Genomic DNA, 21,150 nt, shown 5'->3' with positions numbered 1-21,150 from the left:
TGTTTGGCGGTTTTTTGGCATGATTGTATTGTTATTCTGCATTGAAAGCGGTATAGTAAGAGTAATTGAATGAGGGGTGAAGTGCCCTTCGGGATTGTTACTGGTGAGCAGGCGATACCCAAATAATGACTAATTGATTTAGTCGTTATTTGGTTTTTTTTTTGTTATTACAAACTTTGTCATTACATCAATGAGGTGAGCAGATAAATGATCATCCGGCAAATTTTTAACAACAATGTTATCCGAGTCGAAAATCAGGTGGGTCATGAATTTGTTGTCATAGGGAATGGTCTAGGCTTTAAAAAGAAAAATGGCCAGAGGGTCGATGAGGACAAAATAGAAAAAACCTTTGTATTAAAGTCCGATAAAATTCCACAAAAATTAATAGATCTTATTGGGGAAACATCTGTAGAGTATTTAAAGGTGGCGGATGAAATTGTAGGCAGCGCAAAAAAGGAAATGGGAGATATTTTTAGTGACAATATCTATATTTCTCTGATCGACCATATTCAATTTGCCATCTCTCGATACAGAAAATCCGTAGGACTTAAAAATTCACTGTTATGGCAAATTAAAAAATTTTACAAAAAAGAATTTATGATCGGAATGAATGCATTGGACATCATCCATGCTCAATTTGGCATCCAAATGGATGAGCATGAAGCAAGCTTTATTGCTATGCATTTTGTAAATGCAAGACAAGACGGTCAGGGAATGAAACAAACGGTTGAGATTACCGAGATTATTGATGACATTTTCAACATTGTAACCGATTACTACGAGATTACACTGGATGAAACTTCGTTCAATTATTCCCGGTTTATTCCTCATTTGCAGTACTTTGCCCAACGATTGCTGAGCAATGAACAAGAACAACTAGCTTCAGGGGATAATTTCTTGTATGACCAAGTCAAAGATAAATACGAGAAGGCTTTTCAATGCACCCAATTAATCAATCAATATTTAGAGTTAAAGCATGAAAGTGCTATGTCGATTGATGAAAAAGTGTATTTGACGATTCATATACAGCGTGTAACCTCCAGAAATGATATAGCTAGTTCTTAGAAAAAAAAGCTTGCAAACGATTTCTAAGTGATTTATAGTAGGCTCACAACTTAAATATAAGGATTGTTACTGGTTAAGCAGGCGATACCTAAATGAATGGCAGTGATCATTTTCTTCGATCATACAGGCCTTTCGTTTAGGTATTTTTTTGTTTCCAGGCAATCTGCCCAAGAGGAGAATGAACATGGACCATAAGAAAATGGGCGAAGACATCGTACGTCTCGTTGGAGGAGAAGAAAATATCAATGGGCTTGTCCATTGTGCTACACGACTCCGATTTGACCTGAAGGATTCACGAAAAGCCGAAAGAGAAGCGCTTGAGAAGCATGAGGGAATCATTACCGTTGTTGAAAGCGGAGGACAATTCCAAGTTGTTATTGGCAGCCATGTTGCCTATGTATATGCAGAGATCATGAAAAACAGGGATTTTGGATCGAATTCCCCTGCAGCCAGTGAATCCAGTGGGAAAAAAACATCGGTCATATCCACAATCTTTGAAGTCATTTCCGGTAGTTTCTCCCCATTGATTCCAGCGATGGCGGGCTCGGGAATGATAAAAGCACTCCTGACGGTTTTGACCTTGCTAGGATGGATGTCTGCAACAAGTGATACTTATATGATCCTGTCTGCTGCAGGGAATGCTGTGTTTTACTTCTTGCCGATTTTACTAGGGATTACGCTTGGTATAAAGCTGAAGGCGAATCCTTATGTAGCTGGTGTGATCGGTGCGGCTCTCATGGAACCCAACTTTACGGGGCTGATGGACAAAGGCTCTGATGTATCGTTTTTAGGAATACCGGTGGTCATGATGAACTACTCCGCCAGTGTTTTCCCGATTTTTATATCCATTAGCATCTATGCGTTGGTAGATAAGTTTTTGAAGAAGATCATTCTTAAGGATTTACAGCTATTTTTAGTTCCGATGCTGGCTTTAATGATTATGGTTCCGCTATCTGCGATGGCTTTTGGACCTTTCGGTACAGGGGTAGGAGATTGGATTTCTTCAGGTGTGACATGGTTAATCGGTGTAAGTGGCATTTTGTCAGGGATTGTTCTTGGCGGTTTTATGACCTTTATGGTCGTCTTCGGACTTCACTGGGGTTTTACCCCGATCACGATTCAAAATATCGGTGTTGGCGGTGATCCGATTGAGGCGATGGCTGCAGCAGCTGTATTTGCTCAAATTGGGGTCGCATTTGGTATCTTCCTGAAGGCGAGAAAAGATAAAACACTTAGAACTCTTGCCGGTTCCACGAGTATTACAGGATTGCTGGCTGGTGTGACAGAGCCGATTGTGTATGGTCTGGTGCTTCGCTATAAACGTGTCATTCCGATTGTCATTATCGCAGGTGCTCTAGGCGGTGCCATCAATGGACATTTTGGAGTGAAAATGACGGCGTATGTGTTTCACAACATTTTTGCGATTCCAGTGTATACGCCAACCTTGTTATACGTGATTGCCATTGCCTGCTCATTCGCGGCAGCAACCGCACTAACCCTTATTTTTGGGTATGAAAGCAAGGTGAAGGAGGAGACCCCAGAAACAGTTGAATCCGTGAAAACAGCAGAACCAGAACCTGTTGTTACAGCAACCAAGGCTGTTGACATCAAGAAAGAAACGATCTACAGCCCGATCACAGGCAAGACGATACCATTGAGCCAAGTGAATGATTCGGCATTTTCTACAGGGGCGATGGGAAAAGGCTTAGCCATTGAGCCGTCTGTCGGTGAGGTCGTAGCGCCTATAGATGGAGTTGTAACCTCGCTGTTTCCCACAGGACACGCCATCGGCTTGACTTCAAAGGCGGGTACGGAGATATTAATTCATATCGGAATTAACACCGTTGCGCTGAAAGGGAAGCATTTTAATCCAGTGGTTAAAGAAGGCGACAGCGTGAAACAGGGCGATTTGCTAATCCAGTTTGACAGAGAGCAGATTATTGAAGCAGGATACGAAATCGTGACCCCTGTCATCGTCACGCTTACAAAAAATAAAGTGGATGTGTTTGAGACAAATCAGGAGCAAATTCAAAAAAATGAAGTATTGCTAACGTTGGTTGTGTGATACAGGAAAGCCTATCATCACATTCATGAATTGCAAAATCAGAAGGATATAACGATAACTGGAGGGACTATAGCATGAAACATAATCAATTGAAGGCATTTCCTGAAAATTTTTTCTGGGGAGGTTCCACTTCCGCTTATCAAGTAGAGGGTGCATGGGACGAAGATGGAAAAGGACCTTCTGTCATTGACATGGCTAATCACGTCGAAGGGGTCACTGATTTTAAGGTAACCAGTGATCATTACCATATGTTCAAAGAAGACGTAGCCCTGATGGCTGAAATGGGCTTTAAAGCATATCGTTTCTCGATTGCTTGGACACGTATTTATCCCCTGGGGGCAGGTGAAGTGAATCAGAAGGGAATCGCGTTTTACAGCTTATTAATTGACGAACTAATTAAATACGGGATTGAACCGATTGTTACCATGTATCATTTTGATCTGCCTTATGCTCTTGAACAACAAGGCGGTTGGTCGAAAAGGGAGACGATTGATGCCTTCGAACAGTATGCCAAAACATTGTTTGAGAACTTTGGAGACAGGGTGAAATATTGGTTAACCATTAATGAGCAGAACATGCTGATTCTCCATCCCGGTTCTATTGGCACATTAGATACAAGTCTGGAAAATCCGCAAAAGGTACTGTACCAACAAAATCATCATATGTTAGTCGCACAGGCGAAGGCGATGGTATTGTGCCACGAGATGCTGCCTGACGCGAAAATTGGACCAGCACCGAATATTGGGGTTATCTATCCAGCCAGTTCCAAGCCTGAAGATACGCTGGCGGCGGACAACTATGCAGCCATTCGCAACTGGCTCTATCTGGATATGGCTGTGTTTGGCCGATACAACCATATTGCCTGGAGCTATTTGGTCGAGAAAGGCTATGAGCCTGTCATTGAAGAAGGGGATATGGATATATTAGCGAAGGGGAACCCGGACTTTATCGCATTTAATTATTATACCTCTCAAACCGTAGGAGAAAGTTTAGATGACGGGAATGATTTTTCACATACAGGAGATCAGCATGAAATTGTGGGTGAACCCGGAGCATATCGAGGTTCCGTCAACCCCAACCTGCAAACGACGGAGTTTGGTTGGGAGATTGATCCGGTCGGTTTTAGATCCACGTTACGCCAAATTTATTCTCGCTACCACTTGCCTTTGATTGTGACAGAGAATGGCTTGGGCGCTTTTGACAAGCTTGAAGAAGGGGATGTAGTGAATGATCCTTACCGCATTGACTTTTTCAACAAACATATCGAGCAGATTCAACTGGCTATTACAGATGGTGTAGAAGTGTTCGGCTTCTGTCCGTGGTCTGCAATTGATCTGGTGAGTACCCATCAAGGCTCCAGCAAGCGTTACGGGTTTATCTATGTGGATCGTGAGGAGTTTGATCTCAAGGATCTGCGTCGTATTCGTAAACAAAGCTTTTATTGGTATCAAAAGCTGATTGCCACAAACGGTGAAATTCGTTAATTAAAGTATCGTAATTAGAGCACCTCCCTAAATGGATTTTCATTTAGGGAGGTGTTTATTCATTTGAGCAACAACTATCCCTTTTCCAGAAGTGTGATTATATAATAGAAGAAACACAAACGGAAAGGACATCATGCATTGACCCTACAACAATTAAAATATGTCATTGAGGTTGCCAATCGAGGCTCCATGAATGAAGCGGCAAAGCGGTTGTTCATTTCCCAGCCCAGTCTGTCGAACGCGATTCGTGATCTGGAGGAAGAAATTCATATCACCATTTTTGAGCGTACCAATAAGGGGATTTCTTTGTCCAAGGAAGGCGTGGAATTCCTCGGTTATGCACGTCAGGTCGTTGAGCAGGCGGAGCTGCTGGAAAGTCGCTATCTGGATGCCAAGCCTACACCACAGCATTTTGCTGTGTCCACGCAGCATTACGCTTTTGCCGTAAATGCATTTGTGAATCTGGTGAATCAATATGGTCAAGAAGAGTATGAATTGGCTTTGCGAGAGACCAAAACCCATGAAATCATACAGGATGTCAAAAGCCTGCGCAGTGAGATCGGAATCCTGTATCTGAACGAATTTAACGCCAAGGTCATTAACAAGCTGCTAAAAGATGCGAATCTACAATTCAACAGCCTGTTTACGGCCAAGCCACATATTTTTATCAGTGCCAATAATCCGCTATCCCAACAGTCCATCGTGACCATTGACCAGCTTTATCCGTATCCGTATTTGTCCTTTGAGCAAGGGGAGTACAATTCCTTTCACTTTTCCGAGGAGATTCTCAGTACGTTATCGCATCCCAAAAGCATTCGCGTCCATGATCGGGCGACCCTTTTTAATCTGCTCATTGGCTTGAACGGCTATACCATTTCTACCGGGGTGATCAGTGCGGATCTGAACGGTAACGACATTATTTCCGTCCCTCTGGAATGTGATGAGTCTATTAATGTGGGATGGATTTGCCATAAAAACGCTGCGCTCTCCAAGCTGGCCACCGTCTATGTAGAAGCGCTGCATGAGGCGATAGGGGAATAAAAGGTTGGGTATAGCCTTAGGCTATAACTAGCTATAGTTTATTAGAGTTACCTTATAACTGAAAATGTATGTTATCTTTCTTACAAGAACTTCACTATAGAAGCGAAAAAGGAGATAACCCTAATGAGCAGCATCCTTGATAATGCATCCCAACGTAAAGTGACCCCTTTTAGACATGATATGGTCGGCAGCTTTTTGCGCCCGCAAGCGATTAAAGACGCCAGAATTCAATTTCAAAATAATGAAATCTCTGCGGACGAGCTGAGAAAGATAGAAGATAACGAAATTATCAAGCTAGTGGAAAAGCAAAAATCCGTAGGACTTCAAGCCGTGACGGACGGTGAATTCAGACGCTCCTGGTGGCATCTTGATTTTATGTGGGGTCTGGACGGTGTGGAAAAGGTACAGCTTTCGAACGGCTACCAATTCCAAGGTGTGGAAACAAGAGCGGAAACCGCACGCTTGTCCGGTAAAATCGGACATTCCCGTCATCCTTTCATTGAAGATTTCAAATTCCTGAAGCAAGTAGCAGGTGAGGATGCGATCGCACGCCAAACGATTCCGGCACCTGCACAGTTCCTGGCCGAGCTATTGCGCGGAGAGAATAAAGAAACAACCGATACGTATTACAGCAATCTGGATGAACTGGTGACGGATATCGCCAAAGCCTACAAATCCGTGATTCAAGCGTTGTACAATGAGGGTTGCCGCAGCTTGCAACTGGATGATTGCACATGGGGTATGCTCTGTGATAAAAACTATTGGGAAGCTAGACAGCATGCGGGTGAAAATGTGGAAGATACCAAAAAGCTGTTCGCCCGTGTGAATCAGGAAACGGTGAAGGATCTTCCAGCCGATTTGGTCGTTACGACCCATGTATGCCGTGGTAACTACCATTCCACCTGGGCATCTTCTGGCGGCTATGAGCCTGTAGCTGAAACCCTGTTCGGCATCGACAACATCGACGGCTACTATCTCGAATTCGATACCGACCGTGCAGGCGATTTCACACCGCTTAAGCATCTGAAAGATCAAAAGCAGGTCGTACTGGGTCTCGTTTCCTCCAAAACGGGTGAACTGGAAGACAAGCAGACGGTCATTAACCGCATTAAGGAAGCAACTCAATTCGTCGACATCAACCACATCTGCCTCAGCCCACAATGCGGATTCGCCTCGACAGAAGAGGGCAATATTCTGACAGAAGAGCAGCAGTGGAAAAAGCTTGCCTTCATTAAAGAGATTGCGGACGAGATTTGGAAGTAAGGTTTGGTTTAGGAAAATAAATTGGAGAGTTTCAAAACACGCCTTTTGTGGGCGTGTTTTAGTTTGAGAATCCGCTAAAATTGACCAAATTCCCTTATAGTTGCATTTCATCTTTGAGGGCTTTTATTACAATAGCAAACGCTGTAATATCTTCTTAAAGGAACGCCAGATATTTTTTTATTACAAGGGAAATATGGAGGGGAAATCAGTGAATTACTTTTTATTAATTACTACACGAACAAACAAGTTCAATACAGATGATATCGAAGGGCACTATGACCATCTGGAAAAGTTAAAAAAAGAAGGTTTTCTTGAAAAATATGGTCCATTTAGTGATGGAACGGGAGGAGCCTATTTAATAAAAGCAGCGTCACTTGAGGAGGCGACAAAGATTGGAAATTTAGATCCGCTCATTCAAAATGGCTCTTCTACATTGACAATAAAGGAATGGCTGTTGCGTTAAATTCCATCTAAGAAGGTCACGACAAAAAACGATATGCCTTTTGGTATTAAATAGAAAGTGAGGACTATGATTTTCTGAAAATGAAAAGCATGGTCCTTACTTTATTTTCCAAGAGGTTGCTCTCACAATTTTTGAGAATCTTCTTAGTTGATAATCTCCCGTATCACATTCCTCGCTAAACAGGCTGCTGCGAAGAACGGACGACATTCTCTGCCAGTTGTCATCCAGAGTCATTAGCGATCTATCTCAAACGTATCAGTCCATTTTCTGAGTAGCCCTTCTATGGCAAATAAACTTGCCGATTCGCCCTGTCGTTATCCGCTTTTCTACATACGATAAGAGTAAGCTTTAATGCAAGGAGGGATTCAGACATGGGTGAAGTAGGTTACGGTGGAGCATGGACATCCACAGGAGCAATTTTGGTATTGTTCATTTTGCTGGTGATTATTACTAAGTCTTTTCTGATCTAACAGCAGGTTAGCATCACTTAAATCCACAAATCGGCCTTCTTTCACGACATCGTGAGGGAGGGCTTTTTATGCAGAATGGGTGTTAGTCCAACATGTTGTCTGGCCCTGCAAGCATTGTTATACTTTACATACAGGGAGATTTTCCCTCAAATATATGGCAATACGGATAGCGTATGACGCGGAAAAACAGAAATTCGCTGACCGAAATCAGGAGGATCGCATGATGAATACGGCAAGCAGTCCATTTCAATTTACAACAGATACGGCGACTCTTTGCCTATTTGATACGCAAGCTCTTAAGCATCGTTTGGACGATGATCCGGATTGGTGGTCCATTGAAGAGGACGAGCTGGGCGAGTTGAACAAAGGAAATGTAGCTTTTTTGAATCTGGGAGCGGACGGGACGTATGAGGTTGTGATGACAGATCATATTGACAAGCCTACTGTGCGGCTGTTTTTGAAGGTTCCCTCAGGCAACCTATTTATTGGAGCAGGGGAGGAAGCCACAAGTGGTGGGCTGGAGCCTGAGTGTGTATGGGGAGGGATGTTCCTTTCTTTGCAACCGGGACTTTATGAATGCATGGCAAGCAGAGAAGACAACCGTATTTACCTTTCTATAAAAAAAGGAAGCGAAGGCAGCAATAGCTTTACAGGTCTGATTCGATTGTAGATTGCAGGATCAATACGTGACGGTCATACATGCCGCTTGAACAGGTGGAAGCAGGAACAACCGAAGCTAGAGGAAATGGAAAAAGGCTATCCCCACGGCTTACAGATCCGTGAAGACAGCCCTTTATCCGTCTATTGATACTTTACAATAATGGCATTGCTGATTTGGCGGCCGGGTGTGGTGAGATAGGAGCCGTTGTAATACAGCCCGCTGGAAGCACCGCCGTCCAGATTCATGGCCTGATAAGCGCCGGCCTGCTTCATCATTTGGGCGAGTTGCGGTATAGTCGCTCCGCTTGTGGTCAGGAGGATCAGCTTATGATCCCGACTCATTCCGAGTGCGCTGCGGGCGCCGCCGCCTGTTAATATTTTAGGGTCCTTGAAGCCTTCGGCTTTGACATTTAGGGAAACCTGACCGTTCGTAACCAGACGAGGCCCGGCTTGAAGGGCACCTTTAACACTGCCTTGGCTTAACCGTTGTTCGAAGGCGGAACCCGACATTAGCTCGGATAAATGGTTAGCATCGTAGGTGAAGACCGTTCGTTGGTCGCCAGAGCTTTTTTTCAACATCTTTCCGTGACTGACCAGATAGCCGTAAGGCGTCTTGTAGGAGCTTTTGGTATAGGCGTCAAAGAATGTGCCATTAATGGCTACAACCGCTTGATTGCGTTTGGCGAGACTGCTTAAGTCTTCCACTTTACCAATGGTATCGCCTGCTAGAGCCACCTCTAGGCTTACCTTGGGATGGAGCATAGAGACGGTGACCACCTTAGCGGAAAAGGTACGAGACCCGACCTTGAAGCTTTTATGAGCCGTTGTAATGGGGGGAGTATTTCCGGGTAGCTTACCAGTAAGTACCGGAAGCGTGACGGACGTTGTACCCTGCTTAATGCTTACAGCTGAGGTTTCCTTTTGCCATGAGACTTGCAGGTTTAGATATTGGCTGATGAACTGCAAGGGTACATAGGTCGAACCATTATCGGTAAAAGGAGCATTTTGCAAACGGACCGTCTGATCATTCACTTTGGCGGTAGATTGTCCGGTGAATAATGTGATCCGGGTATTGCCTTGCGCGATTTCTATTTTTTTGTCCGCGGCAGTCATGTTGAGTGTGATCCCTTCATAGCTGTTCAGGAGACGGAGCGGGATGAAGGAGTGGTTACTTTGATCCACATAGACCAGCATAGGTGCTGGGGCAGCAGCGTAGATCGGGGTTACAAGTAATAGCAAGGACAGGATAACAAGTGCGGTGATTCTTTTCATGAATAGATCAATCTCCTTATGTAGTCTTGACACTTTACGAGGTGCTTGTAGTTATATCGGATTTTGTGAGTTGTAAATGTATGTTATACGAATGTTGAGTGTTTAACTGATATAGGAAGCGGGGTGGCTGGGGATGAGCAGGTATGAGACGAGACTTGAGGATTACCGTCGCAGAGAGAGCCCGTCTTATCGTGTGTTTGAAGGATTGCAGGAATTGGTGCATAGCGTGGGGCAACTGCATAATAACTGGTTATATGTGAATGTAGATCAATGGGATCAGGACCCTGTTCACACACCGATTTATTATTGGGATGAGCATTGGCTAGAGGAATGTGCAGAGGAGGGTACAGCCGTAACCAACGAACATGACGAGTCTATTCCCAAGTGGGTGCCAGATCGTCAGGTTCAAACCTGGTTTGAGTTGGCGACCTTCGAAAGTATTGTGGAAGTCCTTAAGGCTGCTGGACAGCCAGTGACGCTTCAGATGGTGATTATAGCGGTAAAATACTATGACAAGCACGATGCCTATCTGGACTATGAAGAGGTGAAGGCAGTGACAGACCTGTGGTCTGTGCTGACAAAGGTGAGAAACCACCTAGCAGAATGAACAAGCCTGTAGATCAAACGGGGCATACATACACTGGATGGGGGAAGCGAATGAGTTGGTTGGATCATGAAATGGCAGCAAAGTGGCGACAGGAAGGAAAAAGGTATGCTGCAGATGTGAATGAATTTGTCAGAATCGGTATGGAAAGCCAGTGGCAGCAGGAGCAGCCAGAGCCAAAGCAAGACGAACGCTCCAAACTGGCTGAAGATATTTTTCGTATGATTCAGGACGCAAATCAGGCAGAGGAAACAGAGCAGTTACGTCGGGAAATTCCGGCTGCATCCTGGCCGCTTACAGCAGCGTTTGAGGAGGCTTTGCAAGCCGTTAGGCCGATAGCTTTTATGAATGGAGGCAATGAAGTCATTCTACATGCGGGCAATCCTCGGGAATGTGGAATGATCTATGTGGCGGGAAAAGATAGAATCTTGCAAATCCCCGGACTGCATCGAGTAGGCTGTTCGCCAGACGGGACTTATTTTGCGTTGGTGGATGGACAGGGGATTCGTATTGTTCGTCAACCGGACTTAAATCTGCAAGGAGAAGAGACAGCACATTTTCAGTGGAAGGATATACAAGGACGCTTAAAAGCATCCATTCCTGATTTGGAGTGCTTGGGAGATGAAGAGCATCCAGAGGATATATTAGATGAAGTGATTCCGTTTGGCGATGGACAGCGAGTTCTGCTGGTATGCGGTTACGGCGTTTATTTGTTGGCTGGTGATCAGGTGGATTTGATCCATCCCAAGACGTCTGAACGAAGAGAACTAGAGCTGGAAGACACGATTGTGGATATGGCCCATGGAGCTGTGTCGAGGGATGGACGCTGGATCGCTTACGGTAGCCAGATGAGTGAGCATATGCTTATGGATCTGTCCGATAAGACGGTGCATACATTGGAGCCAAATTCTAGTTATCCGCATTATGCTGTATTTTCCAAAGATGATTTGAATGTCTGGTACAATGCCTGTCATTTCTACAACGGCGCCACCATTCAAGTGTCGATTGCTGAGGTGGATCAGGGTCTTGCTCAGAATAAGGAAGAGTGGCCGATGATAAATGAAGAAATGCGAGTATACGCTGCAACAGCACTGACGCAAGGGTCTATTTTGGGTGATGCCTACGGTTATCTCCGTCTGATTGACAGGGAGGGGCGTGAACTTTGGCGCTATTTTGTCGGCAGTACGATATCCGGGCTGGCAGTTACACCCGATGAAGGCATGTTGGCGGTTGGAACGTACGGCGGTATGCTACATTTGATTGATTTGCAGAGCAGCACGAAGGACGAATATAGCATTGGCACCGCTCTAATTCACGAGACAGAATGTTGGATGATCTGGCGTAACTATGAGCCGTTGCGCTGGTAATACTAATATTCCGCAAATGGTGATAAAAGCAAGTTCTGATAAGCTGAACTTAAAAAGTGCAGTAACACATGAATACAATGCTTTTTTCATATAGAGAGCATTTGGCATAAACCCATGATGCAAAATGCGAATAGAGAGGAAAGAGGTGTGAGAACATGGACAAGAAAGCGGATATTCGTACATCTATGAAGGAACTATTTGCACAGATGGATGAAGCCTTTTTTATGGATGTGGAAGAAAATGTACCGATTGAAATGCGTGATGGGAATGTCGACGAGGAGGGATGGATCAAATGGAAGCCTCTCCCTTCACAGATTACTGAACAGGAAATTCGGGAGATGGAGGAAAAATACCATTTTGAGCTGCCGCCCCTGCTAAGGAGTTTTATCATGTCCTACCATTATGTATCTTTACAATTCGATAATGAGTCCATTCCGGGAGTGTACTGGAGCGATTGTACATTTGTTGAGTTCCCGCGTCTGACTGTAGGTCAGGGCTTAAAAGCATTTTATGATTTGCTCGATCAGTGGTCACCTCTGCTGTCAGCAGGCTACATTCCTTTTGCAATAGCAGAGGACGACCAAGGTCCCGTTTGTTTAAATATAGGCAGCAGACATAAGGACGGCGATTATCCTATTGTTTGGTTCTTTCATGAGGACCTACAGCATTTGGGTGAGGATGAGCTGCGGATCAGGAGTAATCTGCTTCCCCATGTACAAGGGCTGTTTCCCTCCTCTGTCGAAATGTTTAACGTGATGTTTAAACACATTAGACACTAGCGATTTCCTAAAATGTAATTTTACTGCTCAGCCAACCGAGATATTGACATAAAAAATGAGGAATGTTATAAAAAAGGTAGGCTAGCACTCGAAAGATGGGAGTGCTAACAAAGTAGAATCGTTTGCATAGCTCATATCTGCTGGCCTTACATAGGTTTACATCTGAAAGGAGATATCCGAATGGAGAAAAAACAGTTTCAGGCTGAGTCCAAGCGTCTGCTCGAAATGATGATTAACTCGATTTACACGCAAAAGGAAATTTTTCTAAGAGAGCTGATCTCCAATGCAAGTGATGCGATTGACAAAATTTATTATAAAGCATTGACGGATGATCAACTGGTCTTTGACAAAGAAAATTATTATATCAAAGTAACTGCCAATAAGGATAATAGAACGCTAACCCTGCGTGATACCGGGATTGGTATGACTAAGGAAGAACTAGAAAATAACCTGGGTGTTATTGCTAAAAGCGGCTCACTGGCATTCAAAAATGAAAATGAATCCAAGGATGGTCATGACATCATCGGTCAATTCGGCGTCGGCTTCTATTCAGCTTTCATGGTAGCAGATGTGGTTACAGTGACTACCAAGGCTTTGGGAAGCGATACTGCATATAAATGGGAATCCACAGGTGCGGACGGGTATACCATTGAGGCAGCTGAGAAGGACGAGGTCGGAACCGAGATTGTTCTGAAAATCAAAGCAAACACCGAAGATGAGTCCTACGACGAATATTTGGACGAGTATCGTTTAAAAGCACTGATTAAAAAATACTCCGACTTTATCCGCTATCCGATTAAAATGGATATTACAGGCAAGCGGTTGAAAGAGGGAAGCGACAACGAGTTTGAGGATTACGAGGAAGAACAGCGTATCAACAGCATGGTTCCGATCTGGAGAAAAAACAAAAGCGAGCTGACCGACGAGGATTATCAAAATTTCTATGCGGAAAAACGCTATGGCTACGACAAGCCGCTCCAGCATATCCATGTCAGCGCGGACGGCGCGGTAGTGTACCAAGCTATTCTGTTTATTCCTGAGAATATCCCGTTTGATTTCTACTCCAAGGAATATGAAAAAGGGCTGGAGTTGTATGCCAACGGTGTGCTGATTATGGAAAAATCCCCTGATCTGCTGCCGGATTATTTTAGCTTTGTCAAAGGTATGGTTGACTCCGAAAGCTTGTCACTCAACATTTCCAGAGAAATGCTGCAGCATGACCGTCAGCTGAAGCTGATTGCCAAAAATATCGAAAGCAAAATCAAAGGCCAATTGCTGACCTTGCTCAAAAATGACCGGGAGAAATATGATCAATTCTACAAATCATTTGGCAGACAATTGAAATTTGGTGTCTACAACGATTACGGCAGACATAAAGAAACTCTGCAGGATCTGCTCATGTTCTACTCTTCTACAGAGAAAAAGCAGGTTACTTTGGACGAATACGTATCACGTATGCCAGAAGATCAAAAGTATATCTATTATGCTTCCGGCGAGTCCAACGAGCGTATTGAAAAACTGCCGCAAACCGAAATGGTGGCCGACAAAGGCTACGAAATTCTGTACTTCACTGATGATATTGATGAGTTCGCTATTAAAATGCTCTTAAGCTACAAAGAGAAAGAATTCAAATCTGTATCAAGCGGCGATCTGGGCATTGAGCCTGACGAAACTGAGAAAGAAACAGAAGCAGAACAAAACGACAACAAAGAGCTGTTCGAGTACATGAAGGGCTTGCTGGAAGGCAAGGTATCCAGTGTTAAAGCCTCTAAGCGCTTGAAGACACATCCGGTATGTCTGTCCGCAGACGGCGAGGTGACGATTGAGATGGAAAAAATCTTGAACGCCATGCCTAATAACGCTGATGTCAAAGCGAATAAAGTGCTGGAAATTAACGTAAACCATGCGGTGTTCAACTCTTTGAAAGAAGCTTTTGCCGAGGATAAGGAGAAAGTAAACCTCTATACGGCATTACTGTATAATCAGGCTTTGCTGATCGAAGGCTTGCCGCTGCAAGATCCGGTTGAATTCACGAACGATATTTGCAAAATCATGGTTTAACAAGCTTTATTACTATATAGAGCCGTTCCCGTACTGGGAGCGGCTTTATTTATCATAAACGTTTCCTAAAGCTTCATGATAGACCATATAGCGCTTACAGAAGAAGGGATGGGCCCACACATTGCCGATCATACTCAATACAAAGGAGGGCAATTATATGAGTCTGGATCAAGCCAACCAGGAACTCCAAAATTTAGACCGTTTAGAACGAAGTGAGCTTATACAGTTAGTAGAAAAAATCATCAGAGATGAGGGAACAGAAGAGGAAATCGACAGTATGCTGACCATAGTGATGCAAAATACGCCTCATCCGGGGATCAGTGATTTGATCTACTGGGATGACCGTGACTTGAGTGCGGCAGAGATCGTAGATGAGGCATTACGCTATCAGCCCATCATTTTACCACCCCATGAATCTTCTCCATAGGATGTGGAGGGGTGGTCTTTTGTTTAGAAATAAGATAGTATAAATTCTTTAGGGCTATGAGCATTATATTCAAAAAAACTTCCGTTAAACGTGTGCTGACTTCCCTGGGGTGTATGGGGTAATAGTTGTTTTCTGTTCACTTTACGGAGTTTTATGCCTAATTTTGGGTTTTGTAAAGTTTTTGTGACATGCTCCTGTGAATTTTGACACAGCAAATTATCGTTTTTCTTGATTATTTGGTGGGATGTCTTTATAATCATTTTGTTTGCAAGAATGATTAGCGATTAGCGTATGGAATAAGGAGGTTTTTTATTTTGGGAAAAGCATTGATTATTGGCGCCGGTGGCGTGGCCAGCGTTGTGGTGCATAAATGTTGCCAAAACCCAGATGTATTTGAAGAAATTTGTATCGCAAGCAGAACTGTTGAGAAATGCGATGCGCTTAAAGAGAAGCTGGGTGGAGGTCGTACGAAGATTCAAACGGCTCAGCTTGATGCTGACAACACCGACATGGTCATTGACTTGATTCGAAGCTTTCAACCGGATGTAGTTATCAATGTGGCTCTCCCTTATCAGGATTTGACGATAATGGATGCTTGCCTTGAGACAGGTGTTCATTACGTTGATACGGCGAACTATGAACCGCCGGATACGCCGAAGTTTGAATACAGCTGGCAATGGGCCTACAAAGAAAGATTCGAAAAAGCAGGAATTACAGCTCTGCTGGGCAGCGGTTTTGATCCAGGCGTGACTGGAGTATTTACGGCTTATGCTCAAAAGCACTACTTTGATGAAATTCATACGATTGATATTGTGGATGCGAATGCAGGGGACCACGGATATCCTTTTGCAACTAATTTTAATCCGGAAATCAATATTCGTGAAATTACGGCGAAGGGCCGTTACTTTGAAAACGGAGAATGGATTGAAACTGAGCCACTTTCTGAGAAAAAGGTATACGACCTTCCTGAAATTGGACCGAAAAATATATATCTTTTGTACCATGAAGAACTGGAATCTCTTGCAGTGAATATTAAAGGCGTGAAAAAAATCCGCTTCTGGATGACGTTCTCGGACAATTATCTGAATCATTTGAACGTACTTCAAAACGTAGGCATGACTTCGATCGAGCCTATTGATTACGAAGGACAACAAATCATTCCACTGCAATTCCTGAAAGCTATTTTGCCGGACCCGGCTTCTCTGGGACCAAGAACAAAAGGCAAAACAAACATTGGCTGCATCATCCAAGGTATGAAAGATGGAAAGCCGAAAACCTATTATGTTTACAACGTTTGTGATCATGAGGAATGTTATGCAGAGGTTGGCTCCCAAGCCATTTCTTACACCACTGGTGTTCCTGCCATGATCGGTGCAATGCTTATTATCAAAGGTATCTGGAAAAAACCAGGCGTTTACAACGTTGAGGAATTTGATCCAGATCCATTTATGGAAGCCCTAAATAAACACGGATTGCCATGGCAAGAGAACTTTACGCCAACGTTGCTTGATTGAGGTCTGCGATGAATATTGATATTACAGGACTTCCATCACCTTGTTATCTTGTTGACGAAAGACTTCTTGTCAAAAACCTTGAGGTTTTAAATTCCGTTCAAGAACGGACAGGCTGCAGTATTTTGCTCGCTCTTAAGGGATTTTCGATGTTTTCGACCTTTCCTCTGGTTGGCAAATACCTAAAAGGGGTAACCTCCAGTTCGTTGTTCGAGGCTAGACTTGGTCGCGAAAAAATGGACAAGGAAGTTCACGTATACGCACCTGCTTATGTTGACAGTGAATTTGATGAGCTATTGGAGTATGTTGACCATATTGTTTTCAACTCCTTTGATCAACTGAAACGCTACAAAAGCAGAGTGCAAGGCGTAACTTCCAAAAAAATCGACATCGGCATTCGGGTGAATCCGGAATATTCGGAAATCGAAACGCCGTTGTATGATCCTTGCTACAACAACTCCAGAATGGGTGTGACTCTGGCTAACTTTAGACCTGAGGATCTGGATGGCGTGGACGGTATTCATTTTCATACGATGTGTGAACAGAATTCAGATACGCTAGAGCGCACCATTAAAGTCGTGGATGAGAAATTCGGGCCATACATTAAGAACATGAAATGGCTCAATTTCGGCGGCGGTCACCATATTACCAGAGAAGACTATGATCTGGACACGCTGGTACGCTGTATTCAATATTTTCAGGATAAATATGGTGTGCAGGTTTATCTGGAGCCGGGCGAAGCTATTGCTTTGAATACTGGATATCTGGTGGCTACTGTATTGGATACGATGAAGAACGGAATGGATATTGCCATTCTGGATACTTCGGCTGAATGTCATATGCCTGATGTGCTGGCTATGCCTTACCGCCCGAATATCATTGATGCAGGCAAACCTGGTGAGTATGCACATACTTATAGACTTGGTGGGCTTACGTGCTTGGCCGGAGATGTAATTGGTGACTATTCCTTTAAAGAGCCATTGAAGCCGGGAGACAAGCTTGTATTCTGCGACATGGTCCATTACACCATGGTCAAAAACCACATGTTCAACGGAGTCAACCTGCCAGCCATCGCCAGCTACAACGACGAAGAAGGCATTAAGGTAATCCGTCAGTTTTCCTACGAGGACTTTAGCTCTCGTTTGTCGTAAGAAATAGATGTGATTAAATGACTGTACCGAAGAATGAATGAACTACAAAAGCCTCGCCCCTTGAGATAGGGGCGAGGCTTTTTGTATAGGAAACTGAATTAGTATCTTTATTCCTCAATTTTGGCGGAAATCTTGTACCAGAACAATTGACCGATTTCGTAGCCTGGCACTCCCACTTCTAAGTAGTACTCTTTGCCAGCCTCAAGTTTTTTACCTAAAGTATTCTGTCCTTCTTCTGTTGTTTTAATCATATGACCATCGCTATCTGTTAGAGTCAAATTTAACCATGCATTAGGATACTTATCCCCTTCAATTTTAAAATCAACCCACTTGGTCTGAAAAGCTTTAAATTTATACATATCGTAAGTATCATAGTCTCTTCCTTCAATGAGTTCCCCTATGGTTCCGTATATATCACTACCTAGCCAAACTTCGCTGGCCTTATCATACCAATTGTTAGGCTCCCTGTCAGTTCCATTACCGAAGAGTTGGTTGGTTTCCTTTGCAACTGGTACAGAATCTGCTTCTGCAGCTAAAGCGACACTGGCAGTAGTACTCAACATAAGTGTAAGACCTAATGAAGCTAATAATGTTTTTTTCATGAATAAGAGCCCTCACTTTTTTTGGTTTACATTCATTTAAGTATACATATTAATTTTAGGTTGTTATTCTATATCATTCACTAAATAATCATATACACAAAAGAAATAATAATATGTGAGTATAATTGTTATAAGATGGTGATTGTTTCCATCATGCAGAGGTACAAACGAGCCATAAGACGAAGAAGATATGAACGTAACTGTCAGTTCTTCTACGACGATATAGCTACATTTGTCGTAAGATAATAGGTGTTCAAAGATGTAAAACATAGTCCCTGTAAAAAGGATTACGTTTTTGATATGCTCCATTGGCTGTTTAGTTTATTTAATCGTAGAAGAAACTCTATAGTCGAACAATTGACCAACATCAGCATCAGTTGCTTCTACTAACAAGTAGTAAGTTTCTCCAGCTTTAAGATTTAAACCTAAACGGTATTGACGTTCTTCTGCACTTCTTTTCACGCTTCCATTACTGTCAGCCACACTAAGCCTCATCCATGCTTTGGGATATATCTCTCCTTGAATATTAAATTCGTAGAATCCAGACTGAGAAGCTGTAAACTTATAATAATCGACAAAGTCATAATAGCCTGCATATCCTCCAGGGATTTTTCTTCCTAAGCTCCCATAGATATCGATTCCATCTCCTACTGTTATTTCACTGGTAATCTCATCAAACCAGTTATTAGGCTCTGTGTCGGCGTACCAAGAATTAGAAGGCTGGATAGATTCCTTTTGTAATGCGGGTACTGCTTCTTGAGCTTCTTGAGCAGATGCAACGGCGGTGGATGTGCTTAATAGAAGTGCAAGACCTAGTGTAGAAAAAACTGCCTTTTTCATTTAATCATCTCTTCCCTTCTTTTATTTTGGGATTTATACAATGGAATTTGCTAATCCCATCCAGTATTATATAGTTTATTCCAATGAATTGGAATAAAAATGTAACAATAAACAAAAATATATATATTTTTGTCACAATTATGCGTTTTTACAAATTTATCAACTAAACATCAATTAAGAGTTAGCCAACTTACTGTATACTATAAAATCCCGTCTTAATATGCTTTTGTGAAAAGGGGCATCCTATTTTAGGAGTAACACAAGCTATGTTATACTCAACAACTGGGGGTGAGAAAAATGTTCGACCCGACCGTTTTTGATAATTTAAAAGTAGCCATGGAAAATGCAGTTTATGATCTGGATAATTTGGATTCACGTATTGACATTACACAGCGGATCGACAGATTGGAAATGTCCGTGATGTCACGTGAATTTGTTGTCCAATTCAGACTGAGAGAACACCCGAGTGTGACAGCAGAGGTTCAACTAAAGGCGGATTTAAACAACTTGGCTGCGGAAATTTTGGAAATCAAAGATCAAATTCCGGGATGTCTCTTGTTGCTGAGTTTTTACATGGAAATTCGTGAAATTGAGTCACAATGCAACCGGATTGAAAATATACTGACCGAAATTTGGAAGCCCGATCTTCGACCGGTACAAACGCTTAGTCAGATTTACGGAGAGAGGACATCTACATACCAAAACAGGATTGAACTCCGATTTTCCAGACAAATTAACGAAGATCAGATGGAAGACATTCCAGAGCTGTTGGAACACATATTGCTGACGCTTATGGAATTAAACAAGGTCTAAAGGGTTAGGACCGTAATGTAAATAACATTAGTAGACCAACAAGTTAACGTTAGAGGAGTTGAAAGTATAAATGAATGAACTTGAATTCTCTCAAGTATATGCGATTATGGAGGCTTCTTTTCCTGAAACGGAATGCAGGACATTCGAGTCACAGAGGGCTCTTCTTCATCATCCGTGTTATCGTTTACTTACCAAAAAAGACGAACAAGGGCAAACAATAGCTTTTTTGGCGGGCTGGGAGTTTACAGATTTTCGGTTTGTAGAGCATATTGCCGTAGATTCGGCTATACGGGGTGGCGGGTTAGGTAAAGAGCTTATGAGCAAGTTTATTTTACAGTCCGGTAAACCGGTAGTGCTGGAAGTTGAGCCACCAGTGGATGAATGGACTCAGAGAAGAATTGGTTTTTATGAACGTTTGGGGTTTCATCTGAACCATTTTGACTATGTACAGCCCCCTTTAAGAGAAGGACAGGCTGATCTGCGGCTTCAAATTATGAGCTATCCAGGTGTGTTGGCTGAACAGGATTTTGCTCCGTGTAAAGAGATTTTATATACCGAGGTCTATGGGTTAAATAAGAAGACTATATAGCTAAAGGTACTTCATTATCGTTCATGATTTGTCCATACCATTACAAATTCTTTCTCGTCAGTTTCGGCATCCACAGATTCTGCTTGAACGGTAAATCCATTTTTAGTATAAAAGTTAAATGCTTTCGTGTTTGACTGATACACCTTTAATTGAATTTCGTCATGCTGCTTCTTCACCCAATCTAATAGCAGCTTGCCATAGCCTTTCCTTTGAGAATCAACACGTATAAACAGAGCCGCCAAGTATCCATCCAACATGGAAACGAAGCCGCCAATGCTATGATCATCTTGTATGATAACGTAGTTTTGAGCGAGAGGAAGGTACCTGTTTTCCATCTCGGTAACTTGAGATGTCCAATATTGCGGAGCAATAAAATGATGGGCTTCTATGGAAGCATCTAGCCAGATGGCTGCCAACTCGTTGAGCTCTTCCACATTTGCGGGTCTAATCGACATCGTGTCACCTCTTCACAGTACAGTATGTAATCTTATAGATGATGTTGAAATAAAAAAGACCGTCCGAGGACGGTCAGGCTGTCGAGAAAGTCTCGACAGCCTATTTTATGTTAATTTTGTTTAAGACGACACCGCGTTAATGTTGTATAATATAGGTAACTATTGTAG

At 43.0% G+C, this 21,150-nt stretch carries 21 protein-coding genes; 17 read left to right on the top strand and 4 right to left on the bottom strand.

Features of this window, described 5'->3' with window-relative positions:
* Positions 1 to 207: 207 nt before the first annotated feature.
* From licT to JOD82_RS19340, 8 genes are all read left to right on the top strand, one after another.
* A complete protein-coding gene (gene licT, locus JOD82_RS19375; RefSeq protein ID WP_209949822.1) occupies positions 208 to 1,065 on the top strand; it encodes a BglG family transcription antiterminator LicT in 858 nt (285 codons plus the stop codon).
* Positions 1,066 to 1,249: 184 nt separating this feature from the next.
* On the top strand, positions 1,250 to 3,130 hold the full coding sequence (locus JOD82_RS19370; RefSeq protein ID WP_029516651.1) for a beta-glucoside-specific PTS transporter subunit IIABC: 1,881 nt from the start codon (positions 1,250 to 1,252) through the stop codon (positions 3,128 to 3,130).
* Positions 3,131 to 3,204: 74 nt separating this feature from the next.
* Complete coding sequence (locus JOD82_RS19365) at positions 3,205 to 4,614, top strand: glycoside hydrolase family 1 protein (RefSeq protein ID WP_209949821.1); 1,410 nt, start codon at positions 3,205 to 3,207, stop codon at positions 4,612 to 4,614.
* Positions 4,615 to 4,752: 138 nt separating this feature from the next.
* Positions 4,753 to 5,655: a LysR family transcriptional regulator gene (locus JOD82_RS19360; RefSeq protein ID WP_029516653.1), complete on the top strand. Its 903-nt coding sequence runs from the start codon at positions 4,753 to 4,755 to the stop codon at positions 5,653 to 5,655.
* A gap of 123 nt (positions 5,656 to 5,778) precedes the next feature.
* Positions 5,779 to 6,918 (top strand): 5-methyltetrahydropteroyltriglutamate--homocysteine S-methyltransferase, encoded by a 1,140-nt coding sequence (locus JOD82_RS19355; RefSeq protein WP_025719664.1) that lies wholly within the window; start codon positions 5,779 to 5,781, stop codon positions 6,916 to 6,918.
* A 208-nt stretch (positions 6,919 to 7,126) separates the two neighbouring features.
* Positions 7,127 to 7,381 carry a YciI family protein gene (locus tag JOD82_RS19350; RefSeq protein WP_039269943.1) on the top strand — a complete coding sequence of 85 codons (255 nt, stop codon included), beginning with the start codon at positions 7,127 to 7,129 and terminating at the stop codon, positions 7,379 to 7,381.
* Between the two features lie 371 nt (positions 7,382 to 7,752).
* The gene (locus JOD82_RS19345; protein WP_014599622.1) at positions 7,753 to 7,851 is read left to right on the top strand and encodes a hypothetical protein; all 99 of its coding nucleotides are present in this window, start codon (positions 7,753 to 7,755) and stop codon (positions 7,849 to 7,851) included.
* 223 nt (positions 7,852 to 8,074) lie between these two features.
* Complete coding sequence (locus tag JOD82_RS19340; protein ID WP_245249090.1) at positions 8,075 to 8,521, top strand: DUF6386 family protein; 447 nt, start codon at positions 8,075 to 8,077, stop codon at positions 8,519 to 8,521.
* Between the two features lie 131 nt (positions 8,522 to 8,652).
* On the opposite strand, the gene JOD82_RS19335 is transcribed toward JOD82_RS19340, so the two are convergent.
* The gene (locus JOD82_RS19335; protein WP_209949819.1) at positions 8,653 to 9,783 is read right to left on the bottom strand and encodes a phosphodiester glycosidase family protein; all 1,131 of its coding nucleotides are present in this window, start codon (positions 9,781 to 9,783) and stop codon (positions 8,653 to 8,655) included.
* Positions 9,784 to 9,916: 133 nt separating this feature from the next.
* On the opposite strand from JOD82_RS19335, the gene JOD82_RS19330 reads away from it, so the two are divergent.
* The 7 genes from JOD82_RS19330 (at position 9,917) to nspC (ending at position 17,683) form a co-directional block, all read left to right on the top strand.
* Positions 9,917 to 10,390, top strand: coding sequence for a DUF7716 domain-containing protein (locus tag JOD82_RS19330; protein WP_209949818.1), 474 nt, complete (start codon positions 9,917 to 9,919; stop codon positions 10,388 to 10,390).
* Positions 10,391 to 10,440: 50 nt separating this feature from the next.
* A complete protein-coding gene (locus tag JOD82_RS19325; RefSeq protein WP_209949817.1) occupies positions 10,441 to 11,754 on the top strand; it encodes a WD40 repeat domain-containing protein in 1,314 nt (437 codons plus the stop codon).
* A gap of 155 nt (positions 11,755 to 11,909) precedes the next feature.
* Complete coding sequence (locus tag JOD82_RS19320; protein WP_209949816.1) at positions 11,910 to 12,533, top strand: SMI1/KNR4 family protein; 624 nt, start codon at positions 11,910 to 11,912, stop codon at positions 12,531 to 12,533.
* Between the two features lie 180 nt (positions 12,534 to 12,713).
* Positions 12,714 to 14,594 (top strand): molecular chaperone HtpG, encoded by a 1,881-nt coding sequence (gene htpG / locus JOD82_RS19315; RefSeq protein WP_029516662.1) that lies wholly within the window; start codon positions 12,714 to 12,716, stop codon positions 14,592 to 14,594.
* 157 nt (positions 14,595 to 14,751) lie between these two features.
* Positions 14,752 to 15,021: a bacteriocin immunity protein gene (locus JOD82_RS19310; RefSeq protein WP_209949815.1), complete on the top strand. Its 270-nt coding sequence runs from the start codon at positions 14,752 to 14,754 to the stop codon at positions 15,019 to 15,021.
* A gap of 314 nt (positions 15,022 to 15,335) precedes the next feature.
* The gene (locus tag JOD82_RS19305; protein WP_209949814.1) at positions 15,336 to 16,535 is read left to right on the top strand and encodes a saccharopine dehydrogenase family protein; all 1,200 of its coding nucleotides are present in this window, start codon (positions 15,336 to 15,338) and stop codon (positions 16,533 to 16,535) included.
* 8 nt (positions 16,536 to 16,543) lie between these two features.
* Complete coding sequence (nspC, locus tag JOD82_RS19300) at positions 16,544 to 17,683, top strand: carboxynorspermidine decarboxylase (protein WP_209949813.1); 1,140 nt, start codon at positions 16,544 to 16,546, stop codon at positions 17,681 to 17,683.
* Between the two features lie 107 nt (positions 17,684 to 17,790).
* Here nspC and JOD82_RS19295 read toward each other — a convergent pair whose 3' ends face one another.
* Positions 17,791 to 18,285 carry a hypothetical protein gene (locus tag JOD82_RS19295; protein ID WP_069012171.1) on the bottom strand — a complete coding sequence of 165 codons (495 nt, stop codon included), beginning with the start codon at positions 18,283 to 18,285 and terminating at the stop codon, positions 17,791 to 17,793.
* A gap of 321 nt (positions 18,286 to 18,606) precedes the next feature.
* Entirely contained in the window at positions 18,607 to 19,125 is a 519-nt protein-coding gene (locus JOD82_RS19290; RefSeq protein WP_209949812.1) for a hypothetical protein, read from the bottom strand.
* Positions 19,126 to 19,422: 297 nt separating this feature from the next.
* Between JOD82_RS19290 and JOD82_RS19285 the strand changes: the two genes are divergently transcribed.
* Both JOD82_RS19285 and JOD82_RS19280 read left to right on the top strand, forming a co-directional pair.
* Positions 19,423 to 19,938, top strand: coding sequence for a hypothetical protein (locus JOD82_RS19285; RefSeq protein WP_209949811.1), 516 nt, complete (start codon positions 19,423 to 19,425; stop codon positions 19,936 to 19,938).
* 70 nt (positions 19,939 to 20,008) lie between these two features.
* Positions 20,009 to 20,527 carry a GNAT family N-acetyltransferase gene (locus JOD82_RS19280; RefSeq protein WP_209949810.1) on the top strand — a complete coding sequence of 173 codons (519 nt, stop codon included), beginning with the start codon at positions 20,009 to 20,011 and terminating at the stop codon, positions 20,525 to 20,527.
* A 14-nt stretch (positions 20,528 to 20,541) separates the two neighbouring features.
* Here JOD82_RS19280 and JOD82_RS19275 read toward each other — a convergent pair whose 3' ends face one another.
* Entirely contained in the window at positions 20,542 to 20,982 is a 441-nt protein-coding gene (locus JOD82_RS19275) for an N-acetyltransferase (RefSeq protein WP_209949809.1), read from the bottom strand.
* Positions 20,983 to 21,150: the final 168 nt, after the last annotated feature.

It is taken from the genome of Paenibacillus sp. 1182 (assembly GCF_017833915.1).
Taxonomy (GTDB): domain Bacteria; phylum Bacillota; class Bacilli; order Paenibacillales; family Paenibacillaceae; genus Paenibacillus; species Paenibacillus polymyxa_D.
The sequence above is the reverse complement of the archived record's forward strand: the minus strand, read 5'-3'. Positions and strand labels throughout refer to the sequence as shown.